A 21,391-nucleotide genomic window follows, 5' to 3' on the forward strand; every position below is an offset into this window, starting at 1 on the left:
GACCCCCTCACAGGAACAACCAAGGAGTGCGCTGTGGAACGTCGACGACTCCTGGCCGTGCTGGCCGCCCTGGCCGTCGCATCCGGCTGCTCGTCCCCTGACGACAAGTCCGCGTCCTCAAGCCCTTCGAGTTCGGCATCCGCCGATGGGGCGCGCGGAGCGGTCGAAGCCTACGTGGCCGCACTGAACTCCCGCAGTGTCACCGACCTGATCGCCGCCGGTGGTGTCGAGGACGCGAAGTGGTCGAGGCAGGAGGCGACGCAGATCCTCGCGGACCGGGGCGGGCGGGGATGGAAGATCAAGGGCGTGCAGATCGAGCACGACATGGGCCCGGACACCGGCTCGGCCCGCCTTGTGGCCGAGGACAAGGAGGGTAAACCGCTGCGGGACACCTTCACCGTGACGCGGCGAAAGGGCAGGTGGCACCTGGTGGTCTTCACGCACCAGCCGACCAAGCCGGGCAAGAAACCCGCCTCAACCGCCACCCCCGCTTCCTGACACGCCGACTGGGGCAGCCTGCGCCGGTGACAGCGCTGAAGGGAACGCGCTGGCGAAGGCCCTTACATGACCAGGAGACGCAGCCCCTACGAGCCGTCGGCGGTACAAGGGCCCGGTCCGGGTCTGTCGATGCAGCCAGAGGTTGCACTCCCCCCACCGGCAGCCGAATGGCTCCCAATACAGGCCCCCAAAGCAGGTCAGACCCGCCGCTGATCCCTCAACGACGGGTCTGACCTGGTGTTTCATTGTCGGGGTGGCGGGATTTGAACCCACGACCTCTTCGTCCCGAACGCCATCAGCAGCCGTCTTGGCCTCCGTAACCATCTTGCTGGCCAGGGAGTTCGTTGTGGGCACCGTCCGTGGACGTCCAGTACCGTCTTCAGTCGGTCATGCCGTTTGGCCCCCCGTTTGGCCCCCGGGATGGAGTGCCGGGCAGAACGCAGAGCGATTGGCCGATGCAACGGCCATCACGCCCTGAGAGTGCTCGTTGGACGTGGGGCGCGTCCCGTCGATAGTGACGGTTTGATAGCTTCCTCTGGACGTCAGCTAGGAGTGGCTTCTTCAGACTTTTGCGCGGGGTTGGTTTGTTGGCCCGTATCCGTTGTCGGAGTGACTGCCTGAGGGACCTGAATGGCTGCCTGGATAAAACCATCGACTACGCGCCCCAGCGCTGCGGTACGCTCGCCGGTATCAAGTCTTTGCGCGAGATTTTCGGCAGCAAGCAAATAGCCGCCAGCAAGAGGCTCACGGAAGTAGAAACGCGCCTGCTCCACAGATACTCGGTATGTCGCAAGCAACGTAGTTGAGATGTAGCTGCCCAAAGCGGATATCAGACCAGTCAGTGTAGCGACAGTAACCGCTGTAGTGGTGTTACGTGCCCATACGACTGCTGTAGCGCCACCCAGCACAAGCAGGGCCGCTGCCACCATCACCCACTGAGCAAGCCGAAAAGCTGACCGGGCCTGACTGGTGGACAATCGGTGATATTCTTGCAGTAGAGTGCGATTCACTTTCAATGGAGCATCGACTTCTGGCGCATGCTCCAGTTCTGCCGCCCTTAGGAAGACTCGTTCCTCCGTTTCAATCTCCTCCAACACGGCATTTTGACTCGCGGCGCGCACCGACAGAATAATTGCTGCCATCACCGCGAAACCGATGGATGCCGCCCCCCAACCCCAGTGCATTGGCTTTGGGCCACCGCCGAACGGATCGTAATCAGACCAATTGATAAGGATCACCACGCCGGTGCCGAAAAATGCAAGCGTGATGGGAATGCCGACTAACAGGTCCCGCCAAGTGTTCTTGTTACGGTCGATTCGCGCCTTGTCTAGCCTCGCTCCTGACTGGGCCCTGGCAAGGATCAAGGCGGGGCTATCCACCGTGGGGGGCTTCTCGCCTGGGCTGCCGTCGGCGGGAGTATCTGTCATCTGTCCTCTGTTCACTGCTGGCTCTTCAGGGGTATCTCACACCAGAAGAGAGCCGATTGCGAGGATCTTCACAGATCTTGAGCCGCATGTGTGTTCTGTACGCAAGGAGGCGCCAGGCCAGCGTTCAAAGTCAGCGTGCGGTCTCTCACAGTCGGCTACGTCATGAGCGGCAAGCGACGCTCAGCCGCGGTGGTACCCCGACATGATGCTCGCGCTCTGCCGCCACTGTCCCGCGCATTCATGTCGCAGGGCACCCCCCACGGGGCCCTGCGACATGTTGGCCCTCCATGACGGAGGGTGCAGGAGAGCCCCGCTTTACTCCTGGACCGCATGCTCTCGAACGCGATCGGGCCCTTGGTGACCTTGCCTACGGGAAGCTGACCTGCCCGTTCGGGTCTGGCATCGTCCACGGTCGTCCTAGACAGTCCGGGTGCTGCTGCCTCGTTTGGCCCCCCGTTTGGCCCCGGCCGTTTCCTCACTGACGCCCTGCTCTAGCGAGGCGGACCTGATCACACGGCGAGGTGGAGGGCGCAGCCAAGTGCGCTCACCAACGGGTGCCAGGTGCGTTTAGGCCAGTCGGCGCAGCTCCCCAAGACAATCCTTCACTGTCCAGCAGAGTGTAAGTAGCGATGGTGGAGCGTCTCACGCGAGATACGTTAAGGACTTACCTGATGACTGGACCTTCGAGTCATGCGAAGGGGGCAACCAGCAAATGGAGCCCAGGTCGTAATTTGTGGAGAAGGCTGAAAATCTTCGGGTTCACTCTTCTGTGTGTGGCCATTGACCTATCCTTCATTTTGGCCTGGGTATGGGTACATCAAATGGCTGAGGGTGGCTTTAAGTGGTTGGGTAGCCTGCACGGCCTGGAGGGTCTAATCGTTGACGCTCTCAAATGGTTGTTCACTGCTGGCACACTGGCCCTTCTAGTTGTCTATGTGGTAAAAGACTTTGTAAGTCTCGCGATCGAGATCTGGAAAGGTGCTTGAAGTGAAGGACGGCTCGCTTGTCGAGCGATTGCTCCTGCTACTTGGCGAGAGCTTTCGGCTGCCTAGGAGATCGCTTAGGGATATTGTTTGGGTGTATGAGCGTCGCCTATGGGTATTTGTGCTCACGATTGCAGTCAGTGGCTTGACTGTACTTGCCGTAGCCTTCCTGGCATCCATCTACTCCTACTCGCTGAATGCCGGCGTTTTCTCCACTATTGCGGTGATCGCGATCTCTATCGGCCTTTGGAGGGGGTTTAATTTGCCGTATGGCGTAGAGGTATTTGCTCGGTTTCCCCTCAGTCTAGTGACTGGTCGCTCTCGGATGAGCATGGATGAGATTGACGCTGTGTTGCAGGCTGATGAGGAACAGTTCGTCAGATCGTTCGTCCGGAAAGGTGGACAAGGCTGGTCGGGAATTGTCGATCCGTCGTTCTTTTTGGGAGTGGTAAGTGTCAGTGCGGCCAGCGGTATGGCTTGGGATGACTTCCTAAAAATGATGGCAAGGATTTTGTTTGCGATGCGCCATGTTCCTGGCCCTGGAGATCCGGAGTCTTTCCTGCAGGAGGATGGGACGCTCGACCTTCAACTGCAGGAGATGCTCCTAGCTGATTGGAGGATGGTTAAAAGCGTCATGGAAGGAAATCCCGCCGGACACTCAGTGGACGAGTCTGCTGCGTTCCATTGGGCTCTGTTCACTCGAGACTTCTTTGCGTCTCAGTGCTTTGTTCGGCTCCGATTTGATCAATTTGATGTGATGCTGCGCCGGGGGGCGTCGGAAGGGTTGGAACCGTCTGAACTGGCGGAACGAATTGTCGACCATTGGATTGATGAGCATCTGAACAGCGAAGAATGACGGGGCTGCGACGCGTAGCCCGCTCCGATACTTTGCTTAGTGGGTTGCTGAGCGCATGCCTAAGCCGTCAGCTCCTTGGATGCCATGCAGGCGTCGCGGTCTAACCTGAAATTCATCGAGGCATAAATCCGGGCTTCTGTTCGGCGAGTACGTGAAGCCGTGCAAGGTAGTCCTGCGCTGCTGGCTCGGAGCTGTACCGGCGCCGCATCTCGGCAGCAAGTTCGCGGCTGGTCATGATCAGGGACGGTACTGATTGACGGTCCCCTTCGAGGGCGCGCTCCCCCATGGTGAGTGCCTGTTCCAAGTCACCATCACGCGCCGCCGTGACTCCAAGTGTGACCCGCGCTTCCGCGTTGCGCATCGGCGAGCGCTCGGTGCCGTCGAAGTCCGTTCCCGCCCTCAGCACCTCTTCGGCGAGCGTGCGCGCAAGCTTGTCTTCGCCGACCAAGCGGTAGCAGTCCATCGCGTAGAAGTCGAACTTGGCAGGGTCAACCACAAAGTGGTTGTCAAGGTTCTCGGGGTACGGCATCCCTTCGAGCAACCGCCGCCCCTTGTCCAAGGCGACCTCGACTTGCCGGCGGTCCCCGATCCGTGCCCACGCCTTGGCTTCCTGCGCTGCGAGCTGCACGGCCACGCCGTGATGCTGTGCCGTCTCGGCTCCGGCCTGCGCTGCCGCGATGACGCCGCGGTAGTCGCCGGTCGTGAGGGCGAACCATGCCCGCATCTCGTGTGCCCACCCGGCGACCTCTGCATGGTCAGCCTCGGTCGCGAGCGAGAGCGCCGCCTGTCGCGTCGACTCAGCCGCGTGGCGTGCGCCCGTGTCGTACTCGACGCAGCCGACCAGTAGGGCGAGCCAACCAGACAGTGCGAGCACTTCGCGGTGCTGCGCAAGGGTGAGGCTCTTCGTGTGAAGCTCGACGACACGGCGAAGCCACTGCCGCCCCTCGATGAGAAGTTGCTCGCTCGGCATGAACGGGTACTCCGAGGCAAGCCGATCAGCCGTGATCCGCAGAGCATCAAGCGTGGCGTTGTCGACGTCCGACCGGTTGAGACGGCTCACGATCTCCAGCGTCTCCATGCCGGACGCCGTCAAGATCTCCTTGTCCCCGTCCCGCCGTGCGGGCGCCGGGAAGAGCGCGTGCGTCACGGTGCCGAAGAGGGCCGCGATGATCGGTTGGTAGAAGTCGTTCGGCATCTGGCCTGACTCCCAGCGCTTCCACTGGCGAATCATGCTGTCTTCCGCGGGCAGCTCTGTGGGAGCGTGCGCTCGCAGTGCCCTGACTGCCTGACGCTGCGACCAGTCGCGCGCCATTCGTTCGGCAGCGATACGCCGCGCCCATGCAGGCCTGTCGTCGGTCATGCGCCCTCCTCTGAGTGCCTACTCCGAGTCTCGCGCGCGAGCAGGGGGGACAGGGAAGGGGACAGAGGGGTGTCACTGGACATGTCCCCACCTCCACTTCGTCGTCCCCTGGCTGTCACTTACCTCACAACTCCCGTTCCTTGCATGCTGGTTGCAGATCACGCACCACCCGGGGCGGAGCGTTCTTCGAGCGCTGCGACCCGTTCAGCCAACGCCTGAATCTGGGAGCGGATTTCCTTGATGTCGTCGCGTACGTCGCCGGTGGGGGCCGACCCGTCGCCGACGAAGTTACCGAGGTTCCCGGCCGAGACGATGAGCCCTTCGGCTCGGAGTGCGGCCAACCCGTTCTGGATGGTCTGGCTCGCGAACCCGAATCGGTCCATCAACTCTCGCTGCGACGGGAGCTTGTCCCCCGGCTTCATCTTCTTGATGTCGTCGCGTAGCGCGTCCGCGACCTGCACCGCTTTCGGCTTCGGCCCTCCTGTGACAGTCATGCTCTGAGCTTACCCACCACAGCGAACTAGAGCGCATCACTGCACGAGGGTCGTGCACCACAGCAGACTAGTGCAAGCTAGTTAGTAAGCCGGTCACCCCGAACCTTGGGATGACAAGCGCTTGAGCTGCACGAATGGCTCGGGATTGCCCGTATTGCTGCCGCTTGCGGCAGTCGGAAGGCGGCATCTGCCGCACGCCGCGGGCCCCGCGCTAATCGCACCTTGAGAACTCAACAGTGGACCGAGGATCTACCGCCTGTCCTCAGCGACAAGAAGGCGGTCCGCGCGGAGCACGACCCGCGCACTCTTTCGACCTCTCCGCAACGCTGCGGCCGGTTGCCTCCCCCGCTCGTCTCGTACGAGCGGGGCCGAGGGGAGCCGGAACCCCCTTCACCTCCCAGGAGAAGCCATGCGCCGGATCACCAACCCTCGTCACCCCAACGTCAACCAGGTCGGCACGCAGATTCAGTACAAGGGCGAGCCGCACCTGATCACGGATGTCGGCGGTAGCTCCTTCACGCTCGTCCGCCTCCGTGACGGATACGCCGAGAACGTCAAGATTCGCGAAGTCAACGGCCGCTAGTAGCACCGCCCCGGCATCCCGCCACGAGGGCGCCGGATCGAATCCGGCCCGGGGCCCTTCTCCCTGCCGCGCTTGCAGCAGGGGACTTCGGAACAGTCGCCGTCTCACCACACGCCTGCGGCTGCTTCGGATTCCAGTCCCTCCGACTCAGGAGCCCCCATGCGCACGTACATCGGCGGTCATCAGGCCGTCTCCGTCAACGACTTCATCGAACTGGCCCTCGGAACCCCGCCTGAGCTGTGGCTCGGGGAAGAGGGCGAGACCGAAGAAGAGCGTGCGGCCCGGCTGGACGCCGCGCGCGACATCCTCGCCGACAACCCGGAGCTCCCGGACGACGTGGCCCGCATCGCCGCCGAGGTGATCGAGGCGCACGCCCCGGAGCTGTTTAACGTCGTCCCGCTGGCCCGCCCGGCCGGTCGCCGTCGGTCCTCCCGGAAGGGAGCGGCGGCATGACCACCGCCGATGCGACACAGACCGTCGTACGTCCGGCAGTGCCGCCACTGACGAAGCCGGAGATGGGCCTTGCTGGAGTCGGCGCTCTCGCTGCAGCTGGAGTCGGCGCGCTCGGTCTGATCTCCTCCTTCGACGCGGTCTCCGCTGCTGCGGCCCGCTGGGGCTTCGGAGAGCCGTGGATGCTGCCAGTCGGTATCGACGTGGCCATTCCCGTGTTCACCGTGGCCAACCTGCTGTTGATCCGCATGGATATGGCGCTCGCGTGGGTGCGGTTCGTTCCCTGGGCGCTCACGTTGATCACCTGCGGGCTCAACATCGCGGCCGGACACTCCCTGTCGGCCAAGGTCGCGCACGGCACGATGCCGCTGCTGTGGGTGGTGTTCTCCGAGATCGGCGCGCACATCTACGCCGTGCGGATCGGCGCCGTCACCGGTCGCCGCATGGAGAAGATCCGGTTCTCTCGCTGGCTGCTCGCCTTCCCCTCCACCTTCGCGCTTTGGCGCCGCATGACGCTGTGGGAAGTCACCTCCTACTCCGAGGCGCTGGCACGGGAGAAGGAACGGCAGTTGGCGCGCGCGGACCTGCGCGAGCGCTACGGCCGCAAGTGGCGCTCAAAGACGCCGCGGCGCGAGCGCGTGATGCTGCGCATGGGCGAACTGGCCCCCGCTGCCGAGCAGGAGACATCCGAAAGGCCCCCGGCGGAGAATCCGCCGGCGCCTCTGGTCGACGCCAAGCCGCGCCCGCGCCGACAGCCCAAACCCAAGGGCAAGGCCAAGACACAGCGCACCTTCGAGGAGCTGCTGACCGACGCGCGCGCGGCCACCGCGGAGTGGACCGAGGCGGAACTGACCGCGGACCGCATCCGCACCGCCGTGCACGTCTCGCAGGCCAACGCCCGCAAGCTGCGGGAGCAGTTGAAGGCAGAGCGCGCCGATGGCCGTCCGCTGCACTCCGTGGACGACTCGGAGGGCTACGACACGACGGCTGAGGCTGCCTGATGTTCGCCAAATGCTTCGACCCGACCGGCGCGAGGCACGGACTGGCCACCTATCCGTGGCGCTGCGCCCCCGACGGACTCGCCACCAAACGGCAGTTACGGGCCCGCGGCTTACGCCCCGGTGGGCAGTCCATCGCGGCGCAGATCATGCGACCGCGCCATCGGCGCGGCCCGCTGGTCGCCTACCTCTACCGCGTCGACCGCGCCAAGCCCGTCCGGCCGATGACGCCGGGCAAGTGGGCCGCGCTCGCCAAGGCGAACCGCGCCCGCCGCACCTGCCCGGTGTGCCGACAGGACGCCGGATACGTCATCCCCACCTCGCTCGGCATGTGCGTGCCCTGCGCCTACCCCGAGGAACAGCGCGCCGCCTGAACACACCGCACCACGATCCGGCGGGGCCCGTCCGCTCACCTCCTACAGCGACGGACCGGCCCCGCCTTTCCTCCCACTGGAAGGGACCCTCAGTGAAGCACCCCGACGACGACAACGAACTGTTCAACCGGCTCGAAGCCGAGATGACGGCCGACGAAATCCATGTCGTCGACAACGGCCGTGACCTCGACGCGTTCCGCGACCTCGACTCACGCGTGGTCGACCTCGACAAGGCGCGGTCGGCCCGTACCGAGTCGGCCGACCCGACTACCCGACCCGACTCCGACCCGTCGGCCGACTCCGACGCCGCGCGGTCGGGTGCCGAGTCGGCCGACCCGACGGTACCCGTGATGGTCGACCAGTCGACCCCGCGGGCGACCGGCCCGGGGTACCTCGGTCGGCTCGCGGGAGCACACCGCCGTGCGGTCGTTCCCGAGTGGCTGCGGTCGGTGGCGGAACTGCGGACCGCCGCGGCGTGGGTGGCCCGCCACTACGCCCACGCCGCCGGGTATCACGCGCTGCGTGCCCCGGTCTACGCCGCCCGCCTCACCCTCCAGGCCCCCGCGGGCGCCGCGAAGTTCGTGGGCGGCACCATGCGGTGGGTGGCCGACCGCGAGGGCGAGCCGGTCCGACTCGCCGCGGTCCGCCGTGAGGACGCCGCGGAGTACCTGAAGCTTTCGCGACAGCGCGACGGACGCGTCCGACTGCGCACCCTCGTGGCGGTGCTCGCGATGTTCGTCGGACTGGGCGCCGCGCTTGCGATGTACGTGCTCGCCCCTGACTGGCTTCAGGCGGTGTCGGTGAGCGCGGTCGTGATGGCGCTCGGGTTCGCCGGACGCAAGGCCGATGACCCGGTCATCCACAGGGCTGTGGAGCTGCCCAAGGCCACCAAGCTCACCAGTGACATCGTGCTGCGTGCGCTCGGAGCGCTCGGCATCCCCGCCATCAACCAGGCGCAGGCCAAGGGCCGCGACGGGTTCGAGTTCACCGCGCCCATCACTCGCGACGGCCCCGGCTGGCGCGCGGAGGGCAACCTCCCGTACGGCGTCACGGTGACCGACGTCATCGAGCGCCGCGACCGGCTCGCATCCGGCCTGCGCCGCCCGCTCGGCTGCGTGTGGCCCGAGGCGGTGCCGGACGAGCACACCGGTCACCTCGTGCTCTGGGTCGGCGACCAGGACATGTCTCGCGCCAAGCAGCCCAAGTGGCCGCTGCTCAAGTCGGGTTCGGTCGACCTGTTCAAGCCGGTCGCCTACGGCACCGACCAGCGCGGACGCTGGGTCGAAGCGACGCTGATGTACATCGCGGGCGTCATCGGCGCCATCCCGCGCATGGGCAAGACCTTCCTGCTCAGGCTGCTGCTGCTCATCGCCGCGCTGGACCCGCGGGCGGAGCTGCACACCTACGACATGAAGGGCACGGGCGACCTCGACCCGGTCGGCGACGCCGTCTCTCACCGCCATGCCGCGGGCGACGACGACGAGTCCATCGAGTACTGCCTGAACGACTTCCGGGCACTGCGCGAGGAACTGCGACGCCGCACCAAGGTGATCCGCTCACTTCCGCGGGATGTCTGCCCGGAGTCGAAGGTGACCAGCGCCCTTGCCGACAAGCGCTCCCTGGGTCTGCACCCGATCGTGATCGGAGTGGATGAGTGCCAGGTGCTGTTCGAGCACCCCGAGCACGCCAAGGAGTTCGAGGAGATCGCAACCGACCTGGTCAAGCGCGGTCCGGCCACTGGCATCGTGCTGCTGCTCGCCACCCAGCGGCCGGACGCCAAGGCGCTGCCCACCGGCATCAGCGCGAACGCGTCGGCCCGGTGGTGCCTGAAGGTCATGGGCCAGCTCGAAAACGACATGGTGCTCGGCACGTCCGCCTACAAGCGCGGCGTGCGGGCGACCATGTTCGCCTGGGGTGACAAGGGCATTCACTACTTCGTCGGTGAAGGCTCGGACGCCCGGATCGTGCGCGCCATCTACGTCGACGGTCGCGACGCCGACGCGATCGGCGCCCGCGCACGCCGCCTGCGCGAGGAGGCGGGCACGCTGTCCGGGCACGCGCTCGGGGAGGCACCCGAGCCGGTCACCAGCGCGTATGACTTGCTGCGCGACATCCTCGCGGTTGTGCCGGCCGATGAGCCCAAGGTGTGGTCCGAGACCGTCGTCGCCCGGCTCGCAGAGCTGCGCGAGGAGGTCTACGACGGCTGGGACCCCGAGGGACTGGCCGCGGCCCTGAAGCCGCACGGCGTCTCCACCATCCAGGTGGGCCGCCGGGTCAAGGGCAAGGTTGTCAACCGGCGCGGCATCGACCGCTCCCACATCGTCGCCGCGATTGCGGAGCGTGACGGAAAGCGGGACGCGGGCTGAGACTCCGGGGCCGCTATCGCTAGCGGCATACACCGCTAACGTTAGCGGCCCCGCTAGCGCCTCAAACCCGCTCTGATCAGGCCGCTAGCGGATAGCGGCCCACCTGCGGAAACCCCCGAAACCCGCCTGGAAGGGCCCGTGATGACCCCTGTCCTGCTCGCTATCACCCTGATTCTAGGCGTAACGCTGTGTTACGTCGCCGTGTGCGCTGCCTCGCCGTTCGGCAACTGCCGCAAGTGCAACGGCTGGGGCTTCCAGATGAAAACCGACCGCAAGGGCCGCATGAAGCGCGGCAAGGACTGCCGCCGCTGCAAGGCCACCGGCAAGCGCATACGCGTCGGCCGCTGGCTCTACAACCGCTGGGCCCGCATCTACCGCGCGGGCACGGACACCCCCTGACCGGAAGGCTCACGATGATCCTGAACATCTCCGCCGTGCTGCTGTTCGGCGCCGGTTCGTTCTTCGCCGTCAAGACCCGGTCTGCCGGGGGCGGTGCCGCCCTGGTGCTGTTCCTGTTCGGGTTCTTCGTCGCCGGGACTGGCGCGTATGAGCCCATCCACAACCTCGTGCAGGCGTCCGCCGATGCCCTGTCCGCCCTCGGCAACTGACAGGAGACCCGTGATGAACGAACCCGCCAAGCCTCTCGTGACCGGCCGTCGTGAGGCGACCGTGGAAGTCCACCGGCCTACTCCGCTCGCCCCGGTGCCTTCGACGCCGGTGGTACCGGTGCAGCCGGGCACGATCCCGGCGGTGACGAGCATCGTCCTGCCGGACGGCCGCGTCGTCACCGGCTACACCCTCGAACCCGCCAAGCCCGAGCCGGTCGTGACCAAGCCGCCCGTCTCCCGCGCCGCGGTGAACATCGCCCTCGGGGGCATCGGGTTCGCCGCGGTGTGCGGCGGGCTGTTCCTGCTGACCGCCTTCATCACCGCCCTGACCGCGCTCATCACCCAGCTCATCACCCTCGCTGCCGTGATCTTCGGCGGCTGGGTGGCCGTGCAGGTGTTCAGCGCGAGCGGCCACCGCAGGGGGACCACGGTCAACATCCGCAAGGCCGTCTTCAAGCGCAACCACTTCCACGGCTAGCTACGCCCGAGGCGGGCGCCGTCTCACCACAAGCCTGCGCCCGCCCCGGTTCTCCAGTCCCTCCAAGAGAGCAGGAGACATCCAGCATGACCCAACGAGCGTCATTCGGCGAGGGCCGTTTGGTCCACGCCACCCCTTCGAGCGTGCCGGGGGTGACGGCATGAACCGTCACCTCCTGTTCGCCGCGCTGGACGCCGCGGAGCGGGGATGGGCCGTCCTCCCGCTCCGTCCCGGCGACAAGCGTCCGGCCCTGCACGGTGAGGACGTCTGCCCCGGCATCGGGGACTGCGCGGGCGGTCACCGCAAGTGGGAAGAGCGCGCCACCATCGACCCAGACCGCATCCGCCGCGCGTGGGGCGATCTGCCGTTCAACGTCGGGATCGCGACCGGCCCGTCCGGGCTGGTCGTTGTCGACCTCGACATGCCCAAGCGGAAGAGCAGTGCGGACACGCCTAACGGCGTGACGACCTTCACGGCGCTCTGCGAGCGCGCCGGGCAGGCCGTGCCCACCACCCGCACGGTGCGGACCGCGAGCGGCGGGGTCCACCTGTACTTCAGTGCCCCGCACGGCGTCCGGCTCGGCAACACGGCCGGACGGCTCGGCAAGCGCATCGACACCCGCGCGTGGGGCGGCTACGTCGTCGCCCCCGGCAGCATCACCCCCACCGGCGCCTACGCGCTCGTCAACGACGCGCCGCCCGCGCCGCTGCCGGAATGGCTGTGCGCCCGCCTGACGGCCCGTCAGTCGTCACGGGCACTGATGGCTGCACCGTCGGCGGTTCAAGCCTCTCGCTACGCCGCAGCGGGCTTGCACGCGGAAACCGCGAGCGTTCGAACGGCCCCGGAGGGCGAGCGCAACGCCACCTTGCTCCGGGCGGCGCGAGCCCTGGGGCGGTTCATCGCGTGGGGCGACCTCCCCAGGGAGCAGGTTGAGGAGGCTCTTCAGTGGGCGGGGGAGCAGGCCGGTCTGTCGCCGCGATCATGTGAGGCGACCATTCGCAGCGGTCTGAACTGGTCGATTGCCCGCAACGGTCAGCGGAGGGCGGCATGAGCACCCCTCCCCGCCTCCCACTGAAGAGCCTTCCCGCCACCCCGACCGGCCCGCGCGCCGCCGCACTGGCCGTGCCCGGTCCCGCCGTGGGCGAGCTGAAAGGCGCCGCCCGTAAGGGCGTCCCTTCTGCTCTTCGTCCTGACCCGCACCCGGGCGACGGACGGTTCCCGGTCGCGTGGCTGTGCATCTGCGCACCGCGCGGCGCCGTGCCTACGGCCACCTCGAAATGCCTGTGCGGCAGGGATCGGAGCGCCGTTGGCCACCGGAAGGTGCTCGCCCTGATCGACGACCACACCGCCCACCGCGACGTATGCCCGCTCCGCACCAACCAGGAAGGGAGGCAGGCGGCATGAGCGCCAATCCGCCGGCACCCGCCATGGACGGCTCCGCACTGCTCGATGAGGTGGAAGCCTTCCACCGCCGCTTCAACATCTTCCCCCTCGAAGCCGCGTACGTCGCTGTGACGCTGTGGGACGCGCACGCGCACCTGCTCGACTGCTTCGACTCCACACCGCGGCTCGCGTTCCTGTCGCCGGAGCCGGGTTCGGGCAAGTCCCGCGCGCTGGAGATCGTGGAAACCCTCGTGCCGCAACCGATGGTCGCGGTCAATGCATCCGCCTCCGCGCTCTTCCGGGCGGTCTCGGGGATGGAGGGACGGCCCACCATCCTGTTCGACGAAATCGACACCGTTTTCGGCCCCAAGGCTGGAGAGAACGAACAGCTCCGAGGCTTCCTCAACGCAGGCCACCGCCGCTCCGGCGTCATGTGGCGCTGCGTGGGCGACGGCTCCAACCAGCAAGTACAGGAGTTCCCGTCGTTCTGCGGGGTGGCGGTCGCCGGGCTCGGCTCACTGCCGGACACGATCCTCACCCGCTCGGTCATCGTCCGCATGCGCCGCCGTGCCCCGAACGAGCAGGTAGAACCGTTCCGGCAGCGCATCCACGAGAAGGAAGGCCACGCGCTGCGCGACCGGCTCGCCACCTGGGCACAGTCCGTCCGTCACCTGGTCGACGGGGTGTTCCCGGAGCTCCCAGAGGGCATCAGCGACCGGCCCGCGGACGTGTGGGAACCACTGCTCGCCGTGGCCGACGCGGCGGGCGGCGCGTGGCCGGAGCGGGCCCGCGCCGCCTGCATCGAGCTGGTGAACGCGGCCAAGACCAGCGACAAGGGCAGCATCGGCATCCGCCTGCTCACTGACCTGCGCGACTACGTGTTCAACGGCATCGACCGCCTACCCACCGTCGCCATCCTCGACAGGCTGCACAGCCTCGAAGAGGCGCCATGGGCGGACATGAGCGGCAAGCCGCTCGATGCCCGTGGGCTGTCACGGATGCTGCGGGAGTACATGACCGCGGACAACACCCCCATCGCGGCCCGCAACATCAAGGCAGGCGGAAGCGTCATGAAGGGCTACTACGCGAGCGATCTGCACGACGCGTGGCAGCGCTACTGCCCACCCCCCGCGGAAAGTGCGCTACTTCCGCTACCTCCGCTACCGGGCAGCTCAGAGGCGGTTTCCGGGTAGCGGCAAGCCGCTCCGCATCCGCTACCGCAACACCCCATCCGCTACCCGCCCCGCGGCCACGAACCCGGGGGCGGTAGCGGCTCCATCCGCTACCCGCAGCCCTATGCGCTACCTCGATCATGCCCCTGACCAGGGCGGTAGCGGAGGTAGCGGAAGTAGCGGACCTGACAGGAAGGGGGCCACCGCCCCCGGAACCCTGCCGAGGAGGCACCGCCGCATGACCACGGTTGCTGAACCCGCCGAACAGCTCCTTTACCGCCCCGAAGAGGCGGCCAAGGCCCTCAGGATCGGACGCTCGATGGTCTACGAGGAGATACGCCTCGGACGCCTTCAGACCGTCCGCATCGGCCGTCGCCGACTCGTGCCGCCGGAGTACATCGCGCAGTACGTCGAACTCCTCAAGCGCGAGGCAGAGGCCGCCGCCTGAACTCCCCCATCACCCCAGATTCGCCGGGCCGCGCCCGTCAGGGCGCGGCCCTGCCCTATGGAGGCACAACAGAAGATGAGCGAGACCCCGAAGCGCACCCCAAAGGCTGGCCACGGCGCGGACACCATCTATTGGGACCCCGTAAAGAAGAGCTACGTCGGAGCCGTCTCCCTGGGATACGCCCCGAACGGCAAGCGCCGTCGGCCGAAGGTGTACGGCAAGACGAAGACCGAAGTACGCCAGAAGATCCGCGACTTGAAGAAGGAGATGCAGACCGGTGTCAAGGCGCCGGCCAACTACACCGTGGCCGACGCGGTGAACGACTGGTTGGAGCGCGGGCTGAAGGGGCGCGACGAGAAGGGCACCATCGGCAAGAACCGCTCGATGGCGAACAAGCACCTGATGCCCTTCATCGGCAAGGCCAAGTTGAAGGAACTCAGCGCGGACGACGTCGACGACTGGTTGGACGACAGGGCCGAATTCCTCGCGACGCGAAGCCTGCGTGACCTGCTCGCCATCCTGCGCCGCTCCATCGCGCACGCTCAGCGCAGGGACAAGGCCGCACGGAACGTCGCCCTACTCGTCACCGCACCGGAGGGGCGCCCGGGCCGTCCGAGCAAGGCACTCAACTTGGAGCAGGCGAAAGCCGTGCTCATCGCAGCGCGCCCGTCACGGCTGTACGCCTACCTCGTGCTCTCGCTCCTCAGCGGCGTGCGCACGGAAGAGGCGCGGCCCCTCACCTGGGATCACGTCTTTCTGGAGACGACGGGCGGCATCCCGCCTCACGTTGCGGTGTGGCGTTCGGTGCGCAAGCACGGTGAGACCAAGACAAGGAAGAGCCGCCGGACCATCGCTCTACCGAAGCAGGTGGTCGAAGTCCTCGAAGAGCAAATGCGATGGCAGAAGCAGGAGCGGGCATCGAGAGGGATGGAGTGGAGCCCGACCGGCCGCGTCTTCACCACCCGGAGCGGCGAGCCGCTCGACGCGGCCAACGTCCGGCGTGACTTCAAGGCCATCGTGAAGAAGGCCGGACTGAAGCCGGAGTGGACCCCGCGGGAGCTCCGGCACAGCTTCGTGTCGCTGCTCTCCGACCACGGCATCCCGCTGGAGACGATCGCTCTGCTGGTCGGCCACAGCAGCCAGGCGACGACCGAAGCGGTCTACCGCAAACAACTCAGGCCCGTGATCACGAAGGGCGCCGAAGCCATGGACGACATCTTCGCCGACAGCTAAACCACACGTCGGGAGGTCGCGCCCTCGTTCCCAGGCGAAGCTGGGGCAACCCGGTCCTGAGTTTAATCATCTATCCAGCACGCATCGACAAACCTCGGTGAACGCGGACAAGGCTTCATACCCTCTCTCTCTATGTTCCATGAGCTCCCGTAGGCTCACCGACCACTCCGGCCCGGGAGGGGCGAAATGCCCCTCCCGTATGGCAATAGCCCTCTCTAGACAGCCTTCCCAATTGCACAACGTCGTGACCATCTCCCCAGCTTCACCGGCTGCTTCCTCCGGACCTTCGAGGGAGATCAGAATCTCAGCGGTGTTCAACCTGCTGACTGCCTCGCTGAACTGTTCGGCAAGCCCACTGCAGGACGGATGGTGGCCTTCGTAAGCATCTAGGGCGTCACTGCCTAGCCGAATGGCTTCAGACGCCTGACTCACGAGCTGGCTGTAGGCGTCTCGCCGCTGCTGTCGCCGCCAGTGCTCGTGTTGAGTCTGTTTCTGATCTCTTCCGGTTAGACGGGCGGCCCCCAGAGTGCCAACGACGCCGATCAGGCCCCCGACTGCTGCCCCCGCTAGACCTGCTATGCCCTGATCCACAGCAGCAGTAAAGCTGACCAACGTCGGCCGCTGGGCTAGATCAGCTTGCTTTGGCCCCCTGTTTGGCCCCCGGGCGTGACAGAGGGCCATTCGCGATCATGCGAATGGCCCTCTGACCTGCGTCGGGGTGGCGGGATTTGAACCCACGACCTCTTCGTCCCGAACGAAGCGCGCTGCCAAGCTGCGCTACACCCCGATGTCGCTGCTGTCCTGCTGTCGCGGCGACGTCGTTTACTTTAGCCCACCGGTGGCTGTAGACGAAATCCGGTTTTCGCGCGGCGGCGGACGGGGTTCGGGCGGGCGTGGTCGAGCGCGACCAGGAGGACGGCGAGGGCGAAGAAGGCGAGGCCGAGGAGGAGGGCGTTGCCGAGGACGCTCTTGTATCCGTGCAGGTCGACGTCGAGGAAGGGGTAGAGATAGCGGCCCGGCGTGCCGGGGAGGATGAGCTCGCCCCTGATGAGGGAGAGCGTCAGGTAGGCGAGGGGGTACAGGAGCCAGGTCGCCGCCTGGCGGAGGTGGAGGCGGCCGGGGGCGGTCAGCAGCAGCCAGTCCAGGGCCGCCGCGACCGGGGTCGCCGTATGGAGGATCTGGTCGGTGACCCAGTGCCAGCCGGTCGGCGGGGCCGTCTCGCCGGTCATCGCGAACGGGCTCGACGCCCTGGCCAGCAGCAGGTGGTACACCAGGCCCGTGATCGTGATGTAGAGGAGTGTCGCTCCGGTCAGCGCCGAGGGGAGCGGGCGGCGTGCCGTCCACGCTCGGCGAGCCGCCAGGGTCAGGACGACGGCCAGCAGGATGTTGCTCTGGATGGTGAAGTAGCTCAGGATCCGGACCGGGCTGCCGAGGAGCAGCTCGATCGTCACCGCTCCGGCCGCCGCGAGGGCGACCAGGAGGCGGTAGAGCGCGGTCAGGGGATGGCGTACGGGGGGCATCACCGCTGTGGCGGGGACCGAGGAGGGCAGCAGCGCGGGTACGCCCGGGATCGTGGGGAGGTCCGGGATGTCCCTGGGTATCGGGGCGGTCATGCCCCCAAGCTAGGCAAAGGGGGCATTTGCGGCGATGCGGGCGGGCCGTGCGGGTTAACCGTCCGTTCTGTGCCCCGGACAGGCCCCCCGTCCCGCGCCTGCGGGATCCCTCTACGCCCGCTCCACCAACGTCAGCAGCGTCGCCTCCGGCGGGCAGGCGAAGCGTACCGGTGTGTACCGGTTCGTCCCGCAGCCCGCCGACACGTGCAGATACGACGTACGCCCCTCCGACACATGCCGCGACAGGCCCTTGACCCGGTCGGTGTCCAGGTCGCAGTTGGTGACGAGGGCGCCGTAGAAGGGGATGCAGAGCTGGCCGCCGTGCGTGTGGCCCGCCAGGATCAGGGGGTACGCGTCGGCCGTGAAGGCGTCCAGCACGCGCAGGTACGGCGCGTGCACCACGCCCATGGAGAAGTCCGCCGTGTCCGACGGGCCGCCCGCCACCTGGGCGTACCGGTCGCGCTTGATGTGCGGGTCGTCCAGGCCCGTCAGCTCCAGCGCCATGCCGTCGACCTTCAGGGTGCCGCGGGTGTTGGTCAGGTTCAGCCAGCCCGCCGAGTCGAAGGCGTCCCGCAGGTCCTCCCACGGGTTGTGGATCGCACCGACGACCGGCGGGTTGCCGTTCAGACCGTGCCGGCCCTGGACCTTCTCGAGCAGGTAGCGGGCGGGGTTGCGCGGCTTGGGGCCGTAGTAGTCGTTCGAGCCGAAGACGTACGCGCCCGGGAACTCCATCAACGGGCCCAGCGCGTCCAGGACCTCCGGCACGCCCTCGGGGTCCGACAGGTTGTCGCCCGTGTTGATCACGAAGTCGGGGCGCAGACCGGCCAGGGAGCGCAGCCAGCGCTGCTTCTTGCGCTGGCCGCCGACCATGTGGATGTCGGAGACCTGCAGCAGCCGCAGCGGGCGCATCCCGGCGGGCAGGACGGGGACGGTCACCCTCCGCAGACGGAACGAGCGGGCCTCGAAGCCCGCCGCGTAGGCCACACCGGCGGCCCCGACCGCCGCGATCCCCAGAGGTACTCCGTATCGAGCGCGCATACCTCCATCGTGTCAGACCGGCGAGGTGACTTGAGCCGCCCCGTTCCTGCCTCCCCTTAAATGGGCGGGCGTCGGGAGTTCCGTACCTGCGACAATCAAACCCATGACCACCACGCTCAAGTCGAAGCTGCAGGAAGACCTCAACGCCGCGATCAAGGAGCGCGACGAGCTCCGCTCCTCGACGCTCCGGCTGACGCTCACCGCGATCACCAAGGAGGAGGTTGCGGGCAAGGAGAAGCGAGAGCTCTCCGACGACGAGGTCCTCAAGGTGATCACCAAGGAGGCGAAGAAGCGTCGTGAGGCGGCCGACGCCTTCGCGCAGGGTGGTCGTACCGAGTCGGCCGAGCGGGAGAAGGCGGAGGGCGAGGTGCTCGCCGCGTACCTGCCCAAGCAGCTCGGCGACGAGGAGCTGCACGAGATCGTCGCCGCGGCCGTCGCGGAGGCGAAGGCCGCGGGTGCCGAGGGGCCGCGTGCCATGGGCGCCGTGATGAAGATCGTCAACCCGAAGGTCGCGGGCCAGGCCGAGGGCGGCCGGGTCGCCGCCGTGGTGAAGAAGCTGCTGGCCGGCTGAGGACCGTACGCGAACGCAGGGCGGCCCCTGTCCCACCGGTGAGGTGGGACAGGGGCCGCCCTGCGTGGTGCTACGGCTCCCGCGTCAGCCCTGCATGCTCCTGCGTCAGCCCTGCATGCTCCTTGGGGCTCCCGCGTCAGCCGCGTCGCCCCCCGTTGCCGTTCCCGTTGGTCGTGCCCTGGAACAGGTTGTCCGGGATGGAGAAGGTGGGCGTGGGGAAGGTGGTCCCGCCGTCCGTGCCGCCGTTGTTGTTCCCGCCGTTGCCGTTTCCGCCGTTGTCGTTGCCGCCGTTCTTCCCGTCACCGTTCCCCTTGTCCTTTTTTCCGTCGGGGATGTCGACGAGGTTGAAGGACTCGACGGGCTTGCCCTCCAGGGCGCCGGTCATGGCGTCCTTCCAGATCGGGCCGGGTGTGTCGGCGCCGTAGACCAGGCTGTGGTAAACGCCGCCGATGGTGATCTGCTTCATCTGGCGCTTGTGGGTGGGGTCGCCGACCCAGACCGCGCCCGCCATGTTCGGGGTGAACCCCACGAACCAGGCCGCGTAGCGGTTGTCGGTCGTACCGGTCTTACCGGCGCTCGGGCGGTCGCTGAGGCCGGCCTGCTGACCCGTACCGTCCTCGACCACGCCCTTCAGCAGCGTCGTCACGGTGTCGGCGGTCTTCTCCGACATCGCCCGCGAGCAGGTCGACTTGGGCACCTGCAGCGACTTCGTCTTGTCGCCGACCCGCTGGCTGATGGACTCGATGGAGATCGGCGTGCAGTACATGCCGCGCGAGGCGAAGGTGGCGTACGCGTTCGCCATCGTCAGCGGCGACATCTCCTGGGTGCCGAGCGCGATCGAGGGGGCCTGCCGCATCTTGGCGCCGTCCGCGCGCTGCACGCCCATCTTCTTGGCCATGTCGACGACCGGGCAGATGCCGATGTCGCTGATCAGCTGCACGTAGTAGGTGTTGACCGACTTCGCGGTCGCCTGCTTCATGCTGTACGGGCCGTGCTCCGACTCGCTCTCGTTGGTCAGCTTGGTCGGGTTGTTCGGATCGTCCCGCCACTGCTGGCCGTTGCAGATGGACACCGGGCTCGGGTAGTCCATCTCGTACGGCGAGGAGTACGACTGCGTCGCCGGCGTGCCGCCCTCGATGGCGGCCGCGGCCACGATCGGCTTGAACGTCGAGCCGGGCTGGTAGCCCGCGCCGCCGCCCATGGACTGGTTCACCGACAGGTTGATCTGCGTCTCGTGCTTGCCGAAGCCGTACGGCCGCGACTGGCCCATCGCCAGGATCTTGCCGGTGCCGGGCTCCACCAGGGTGGCGGCGGTGGCCACGTCGTCGCTCTTGTAGACGTGGTCCTTGATCGACGACTGCACCGACTTCTGGGCCTGCGGGTCGAGGGTGGTGCGGATCGTCAGACCGCCCTGGTTCCAGACCTTGGCCCGGGCCTCCTTGGTCCGGCCGAAGATCGGGTCGTTGAGGAAGACCTCGCGGACGTAGTCGCAGAAGAAGCCCGCGCCCTTCACGGCGGTGATGCAGCCGTTCTTCGGCTGGCTGGGGTCGAGGCCCAGCGGGGATTTCTTGGCCTTGTCGGCCTCGGCCTGCGAGATGTCACCGAGCTCGGCCATGCGCTGCAGCACGGTGTTGCGGCGCTTGGTGGCCTCCGTCTCGTCGTTGACCGGGTCGTAGCGGCTCGGGGACTGCACGATGCCCGCGAGCAGCGCCGCCTGCTGGACGTTGAGGTCCTTGGCGTGCTTGGAGAAGTAGCGCTGGGAGGCGGCCTCGACGCCGTAGGCCTGCTCGCCGAAGAACGTGATGTTCAGGTAGTTCTCGAGGATCTTCTTCTTGCCGAGCTCCTCCTCGACCTGGATCGCGTACTTCAGCTCCTTGATCTTGCGGCCGAGCGTCTGCTGGGTGGCCTCGGCGACCTTCGTCGGGTCGTCGCCGGCTTCCTCGATGAACACGTTCTTCACGTACTGCTGGGTGAGCGTGGAGGCGCCCTCGGAGACGCCGCCGCTCTGCGCGTTCTTGTTCAGCGCGCGCAGGATGCCCTTCAGGTCGACCGCGCCGTGCTGGTAGTAGCGCGAGTCCTCGATCGCGACGATCGCCTTCTGCATGTACGGCGAGATGTCCTTGAGGGCGACCACCGTACGGTCGCGCGAGTACACCGTGGCGATCTGGCCGCCGTCGGCGTCGAGGATCGTGGTGCGCTGGCTCAGCGGCGGGGTCTTGAGGTTGGCCGGGAGCTCGTCGAAGCTCTCCACCGATCCCTTGGCCGCGAGTCCGAGCGCGCCTACGGCGGGCAGCGCGATACCGGCCATCACGGCACCGGCCAGCACACTGACACCGAGGAACTTGGCGGCCTGCTGCGTGGGGGACAGGCCACCGCCCGAGCGCTTCTTTGGCATGGGGGCAGCCTACGTTCTCAATCGCCGGACACGCGTATAGGCCTTGGCCTAAGCTGCTCTCAA

The 21,391-nt window shown here is 67.0% G+C and carries 21 protein-coding genes and 1 tRNA gene; 15 read left to right on the forward strand and 7 right to left on the reverse strand.

The window, feature by feature from the left end:
- Positions 1 to 33: 33 nt before the first annotated feature.
- On the forward strand, positions 34 to 498 hold the full coding sequence (locus tag FBY22_RS42280; RefSeq protein WP_142154046.1) for a hypothetical protein: 465 nt from the start codon (positions 34 to 36) through the stop codon (positions 496 to 498).
- A gap of 542 nt (positions 499 to 1,040) precedes the next feature.
- Here FBY22_RS42280 and FBY22_RS42285 read toward each other — a convergent pair.
- Positions 1,041 to 1,925: a TRADD-N-associated membrane domain-containing protein gene (locus FBY22_RS42285; protein ID WP_142154048.1), complete on the reverse strand. Its 885-nt coding sequence runs from the start codon at positions 1,923 to 1,925 to the stop codon at positions 1,041 to 1,043.
- Positions 1,926 to 2,912: 987 nt separating this feature from the next.
- Here FBY22_RS42285 and FBY22_RS42290 point away from each other — a divergent pair.
- Positions 2,913 to 3,764 (forward strand): ubiquitin-like protein Pup, encoded by an 852-nt coding sequence (locus FBY22_RS42290; protein ID WP_142154050.1) that lies wholly within the window; start codon positions 2,913 to 2,915, stop codon positions 3,762 to 3,764.
- 112 nt (positions 3,765 to 3,876) lie between these two features.
- On the opposite strand, the gene FBY22_RS42295 is transcribed toward FBY22_RS42290, so the two are convergent.
- Together FBY22_RS42295 and FBY22_RS42300 are read right to left on the reverse strand one after the other, a co-directional pair.
- A complete protein-coding gene (locus FBY22_RS42295) occupies positions 3,877 to 5,124 on the reverse strand; it encodes an XRE family transcriptional regulator (protein ID WP_142154052.1) in 1,248 nt (415 codons plus the stop codon).
- A 158-nt stretch (positions 5,125 to 5,282) separates the two neighbouring features.
- On the reverse strand, positions 5,283 to 5,618 hold the full coding sequence (locus FBY22_RS42300; protein ID WP_260845392.1) for a winged helix-turn-helix domain-containing protein: 336 nt from the start codon (positions 5,616 to 5,618) through the stop codon (positions 5,283 to 5,285).
- 409 nt (positions 5,619 to 6,027) lie between these two features.
- On the opposite strand from FBY22_RS42300, the gene FBY22_RS44385 reads away from it, so the two are divergent.
- The 12 genes from FBY22_RS44385 to xerC all read left to right on the forward strand — a co-directional run bounded on the left by FBY22_RS44385 (position 6,028) and on the right by xerC (position 15,711).
- A complete protein-coding gene (locus FBY22_RS44385) occupies positions 6,028 to 6,201 on the forward strand; it encodes a hypothetical protein (protein ID WP_174267432.1) in 174 nt (57 codons plus the stop codon).
- A 159-nt stretch (positions 6,202 to 6,360) separates the two neighbouring features.
- Positions 6,361 to 6,654 (forward strand): hypothetical protein, encoded by a 294-nt coding sequence (locus FBY22_RS42305; protein ID WP_142154054.1) that lies wholly within the window; start codon positions 6,361 to 6,363, stop codon positions 6,652 to 6,654.
- Positions 6,651 to 7,652, forward strand: a complete 1,002-nt coding sequence (locus tag FBY22_RS42310) for a DUF2637 domain-containing protein (protein WP_260845393.1) — start codon at positions 6,651 to 6,653, stop codon at positions 7,650 to 7,652. Before FBY22_RS42305 ends, FBY22_RS42310 begins: the two co-directional genes overlap by 4 nt.
- Positions 7,652 to 8,023 carry an RRQRL motif-containing zinc-binding protein gene (locus tag FBY22_RS42315; protein WP_142154056.1) on the forward strand — a complete coding sequence of 124 codons (372 nt, stop codon included), beginning with the start codon at positions 7,652 to 7,654 and terminating at the stop codon, positions 8,021 to 8,023. Before FBY22_RS42310 ends, FBY22_RS42315 begins: the two co-directional genes overlap by 1 nt.
- Positions 8,024 to 8,115: 92 nt before the next feature.
- Positions 8,116 to 10,389, forward strand: a complete 2,274-nt coding sequence (locus FBY22_RS42320) for a cell division protein FtsK (RefSeq protein ID WP_174267433.1) — start codon at positions 8,116 to 8,118, stop codon at positions 10,387 to 10,389.
- Between the two features lie 141 nt (positions 10,390 to 10,530).
- Positions 10,531 to 10,788, forward strand: coding sequence for a hypothetical protein (locus FBY22_RS42325; RefSeq protein ID WP_142154058.1), 258 nt, complete (start codon positions 10,531 to 10,533; stop codon positions 10,786 to 10,788).
- A gap of 14 nt (positions 10,789 to 10,802) precedes the next feature.
- Positions 10,803 to 10,997, forward strand: coding sequence for a hypothetical protein (locus FBY22_RS42330; RefSeq protein ID WP_142154060.1), 195 nt, complete (start codon positions 10,803 to 10,805; stop codon positions 10,995 to 10,997).
- A gap of 13 nt (positions 10,998 to 11,010) precedes the next feature.
- Positions 11,011 to 11,475 (forward strand): hypothetical protein, encoded by a 465-nt coding sequence (locus FBY22_RS42335; protein WP_142154062.1) that lies wholly within the window; start codon positions 11,011 to 11,013, stop codon positions 11,473 to 11,475.
- A gap of 160 nt (positions 11,476 to 11,635) precedes the next feature.
- On the forward strand, positions 11,636 to 12,526 hold the full coding sequence (locus FBY22_RS42340; RefSeq protein WP_142154064.1) for a bifunctional DNA primase/polymerase: 891 nt from the start codon (positions 11,636 to 11,638) through the stop codon (positions 12,524 to 12,526).
- Positions 12,527 to 12,902: 376 nt separating this feature from the next.
- Complete coding sequence (locus tag FBY22_RS42350) at positions 12,903 to 14,051, forward strand: DUF3631 domain-containing protein (RefSeq protein WP_260845394.1); 1,149 nt, start codon at positions 12,903 to 12,905, stop codon at positions 14,049 to 14,051.
- A gap of 217 nt (positions 14,052 to 14,268) precedes the next feature.
- On the forward strand, positions 14,269 to 14,478 hold the full coding sequence (locus FBY22_RS42355) for a helix-turn-helix domain-containing protein (RefSeq protein WP_142154070.1): 210 nt from the start codon (positions 14,269 to 14,271) through the stop codon (positions 14,476 to 14,478).
- A gap of 75 nt (positions 14,479 to 14,553) precedes the next feature.
- Entirely contained in the window at positions 14,554 to 15,711 is a 1,158-nt protein-coding gene (gene xerC / locus FBY22_RS42360) for a tyrosine recombinase XerC (RefSeq protein ID WP_142154072.1), read from the forward strand.
- Positions 15,712 to 16,424: 713 nt separating this feature from the next.
- On the opposite strand, the gene FBY22_RS42365 is transcribed toward xerC, so the two are convergent.
- From FBY22_RS42365 to FBY22_RS42375, 3 genes are all read right to left on the reverse strand, one after another.
- A tRNA-Pro gene (locus tag FBY22_RS42365) sits at positions 16,425 to 16,498 on the reverse strand.
- Between the two features lie 40 nt (positions 16,499 to 16,538).
- Positions 16,539 to 17,324 (reverse strand): Pr6Pr family membrane protein, encoded by a 786-nt coding sequence (locus FBY22_RS42370; protein WP_142154074.1) that lies wholly within the window; start codon positions 17,322 to 17,324, stop codon positions 16,539 to 16,541.
- Between the two features lie 111 nt (positions 17,325 to 17,435).
- Positions 17,436 to 18,362 (reverse strand): metallophosphoesterase, encoded by a 927-nt coding sequence (locus FBY22_RS42375; RefSeq protein ID WP_142154076.1) that lies wholly within the window; start codon positions 18,360 to 18,362, stop codon positions 17,436 to 17,438.
- Positions 18,363 to 18,465: 103 nt separating this feature from the next.
- Between FBY22_RS42375 and FBY22_RS42380 the strand changes: the two genes are divergently transcribed.
- A complete protein-coding gene (locus FBY22_RS42380) occupies positions 18,466 to 18,933 on the forward strand; it encodes a GatB/YqeY domain-containing protein (RefSeq protein WP_142154078.1) in 468 nt (155 codons plus the stop codon).
- Positions 18,934 to 19,069: 136 nt separating this feature from the next.
- Here FBY22_RS42380 and FBY22_RS42385 read toward each other — a convergent pair whose 3' ends face one another.
- Positions 19,070 to 21,328 carry a transglycosylase domain-containing protein gene (locus FBY22_RS42385; RefSeq protein ID WP_142154080.1) on the reverse strand — a complete coding sequence of 753 codons (2,259 nt, stop codon included), beginning with the start codon at positions 21,326 to 21,328 and terminating at the stop codon, positions 19,070 to 19,072.
- Positions 21,329 to 21,391: the final 63 nt, after the last annotated feature.

Source organism: Streptomyces sp. SLBN-31 (assembly GCF_006715395.1).
Classification (GTDB): Bacteria; Actinomycetota; Actinomycetes; order Streptomycetales; family Streptomycetaceae; genus Streptomyces.

Excerpts from the sequence above, each read along its gene's own strand:
- xerC (WP_142154072.1), top strand. The coding sequence starts at position 14,554 with ATGAGCGAGACCCCGAAGCGCACCCCAAAGGCTGGCCACGGCGCGGAC.
- FBY22_RS42315 (WP_142154056.1), top strand. The coding sequence starts at position 7,652 with ATGTTCGCCAAATGCTTCGACCCGACCGGCGCGAGGCACGGACTGGCC.
- FBY22_RS42295 (WP_142154052.1), bottom strand. The coding sequence starts at position 5,124 with ATGACCGACGACAGGCCTGCATGGGCGCGGCGTATCGCTGCCGAACGA.
- FBY22_RS42380 (WP_142154078.1), top strand. The coding sequence starts at position 18,466 with ATGACCACCACGCTCAAGTCGAAGCTGCAGGAAGACCTCAACGCCGCG.
- FBY22_RS44385 (WP_174267432.1), top strand. The coding sequence starts at position 6,028 with ATGCGCCGGATCACCAACCCTCGTCACCCCAACGTCAACCAGGTCGGC.
- FBY22_RS42300 (WP_260845392.1), bottom strand. The coding sequence starts at position 5,618 with ATGACTGTCACAGGAGGGCCGAAGCCGAAAGCGGTGCAGGTCGCGGAC.
- FBY22_RS42310 (WP_260845393.1), top strand. The coding sequence starts at position 6,651 with ATGACCACCGCCGATGCGACACAGACCGTCGTACGTCCGGCAGTGCCG.
- FBY22_RS42335 (WP_142154062.1), top strand. The coding sequence starts at position 11,011 with ATGAACGAACCCGCCAAGCCTCTCGTGACCGGCCGTCGTGAGGCGACC.
- FBY22_RS42340 (WP_142154064.1), top strand. The coding sequence starts at position 11,636 with ATGAACCGTCACCTCCTGTTCGCCGCGCTGGACGCCGCGGAGCGGGGA.
- FBY22_RS42375 (WP_142154076.1), bottom strand. The coding sequence starts at position 18,362 with ATGCGCGCTCGATACGGAGTACCTCTGGGGATCGCGGCGGTCGGGGCC.
- FBY22_RS42370 (WP_142154074.1), bottom strand. The coding sequence starts at position 17,324 with ATGACCGCCCCGATACCCAGGGACATCCCGGACCTCCCCACGATCCCG.
- FBY22_RS42385 (WP_142154080.1), bottom strand. The coding sequence starts at position 21,328 with ATGCCAAAGAAGCGCTCGGGCGGTGGCCTGTCCCCCACGCAGCAGGCC.
- FBY22_RS42350 (WP_260845394.1), top strand. The coding sequence starts at position 12,903 with ATGGACGGCTCCGCACTGCTCGATGAGGTGGAAGCCTTCCACCGCCGC.
- FBY22_RS42305 (WP_142154054.1), top strand. The coding sequence starts at position 6,361 with ATGCGCACGTACATCGGCGGTCATCAGGCCGTCTCCGTCAACGACTTC.
- FBY22_RS42285 (WP_142154048.1), bottom strand. The coding sequence starts at position 1,925 with ATGACAGATACTCCCGCCGACGGCAGCCCAGGCGAGAAGCCCCCCACG.
- FBY22_RS42355 (WP_142154070.1), top strand. The coding sequence starts at position 14,269 with ATGACCACGGTTGCTGAACCCGCCGAACAGCTCCTTTACCGCCCCGAA.
- FBY22_RS42325 (WP_142154058.1), top strand. The coding sequence starts at position 10,531 with ATGACCCCTGTCCTGCTCGCTATCACCCTGATTCTAGGCGTAACGCTG.
- FBY22_RS42330 (WP_142154060.1), top strand. The coding sequence starts at position 10,803 with ATGATCCTGAACATCTCCGCCGTGCTGCTGTTCGGCGCCGGTTCGTTC.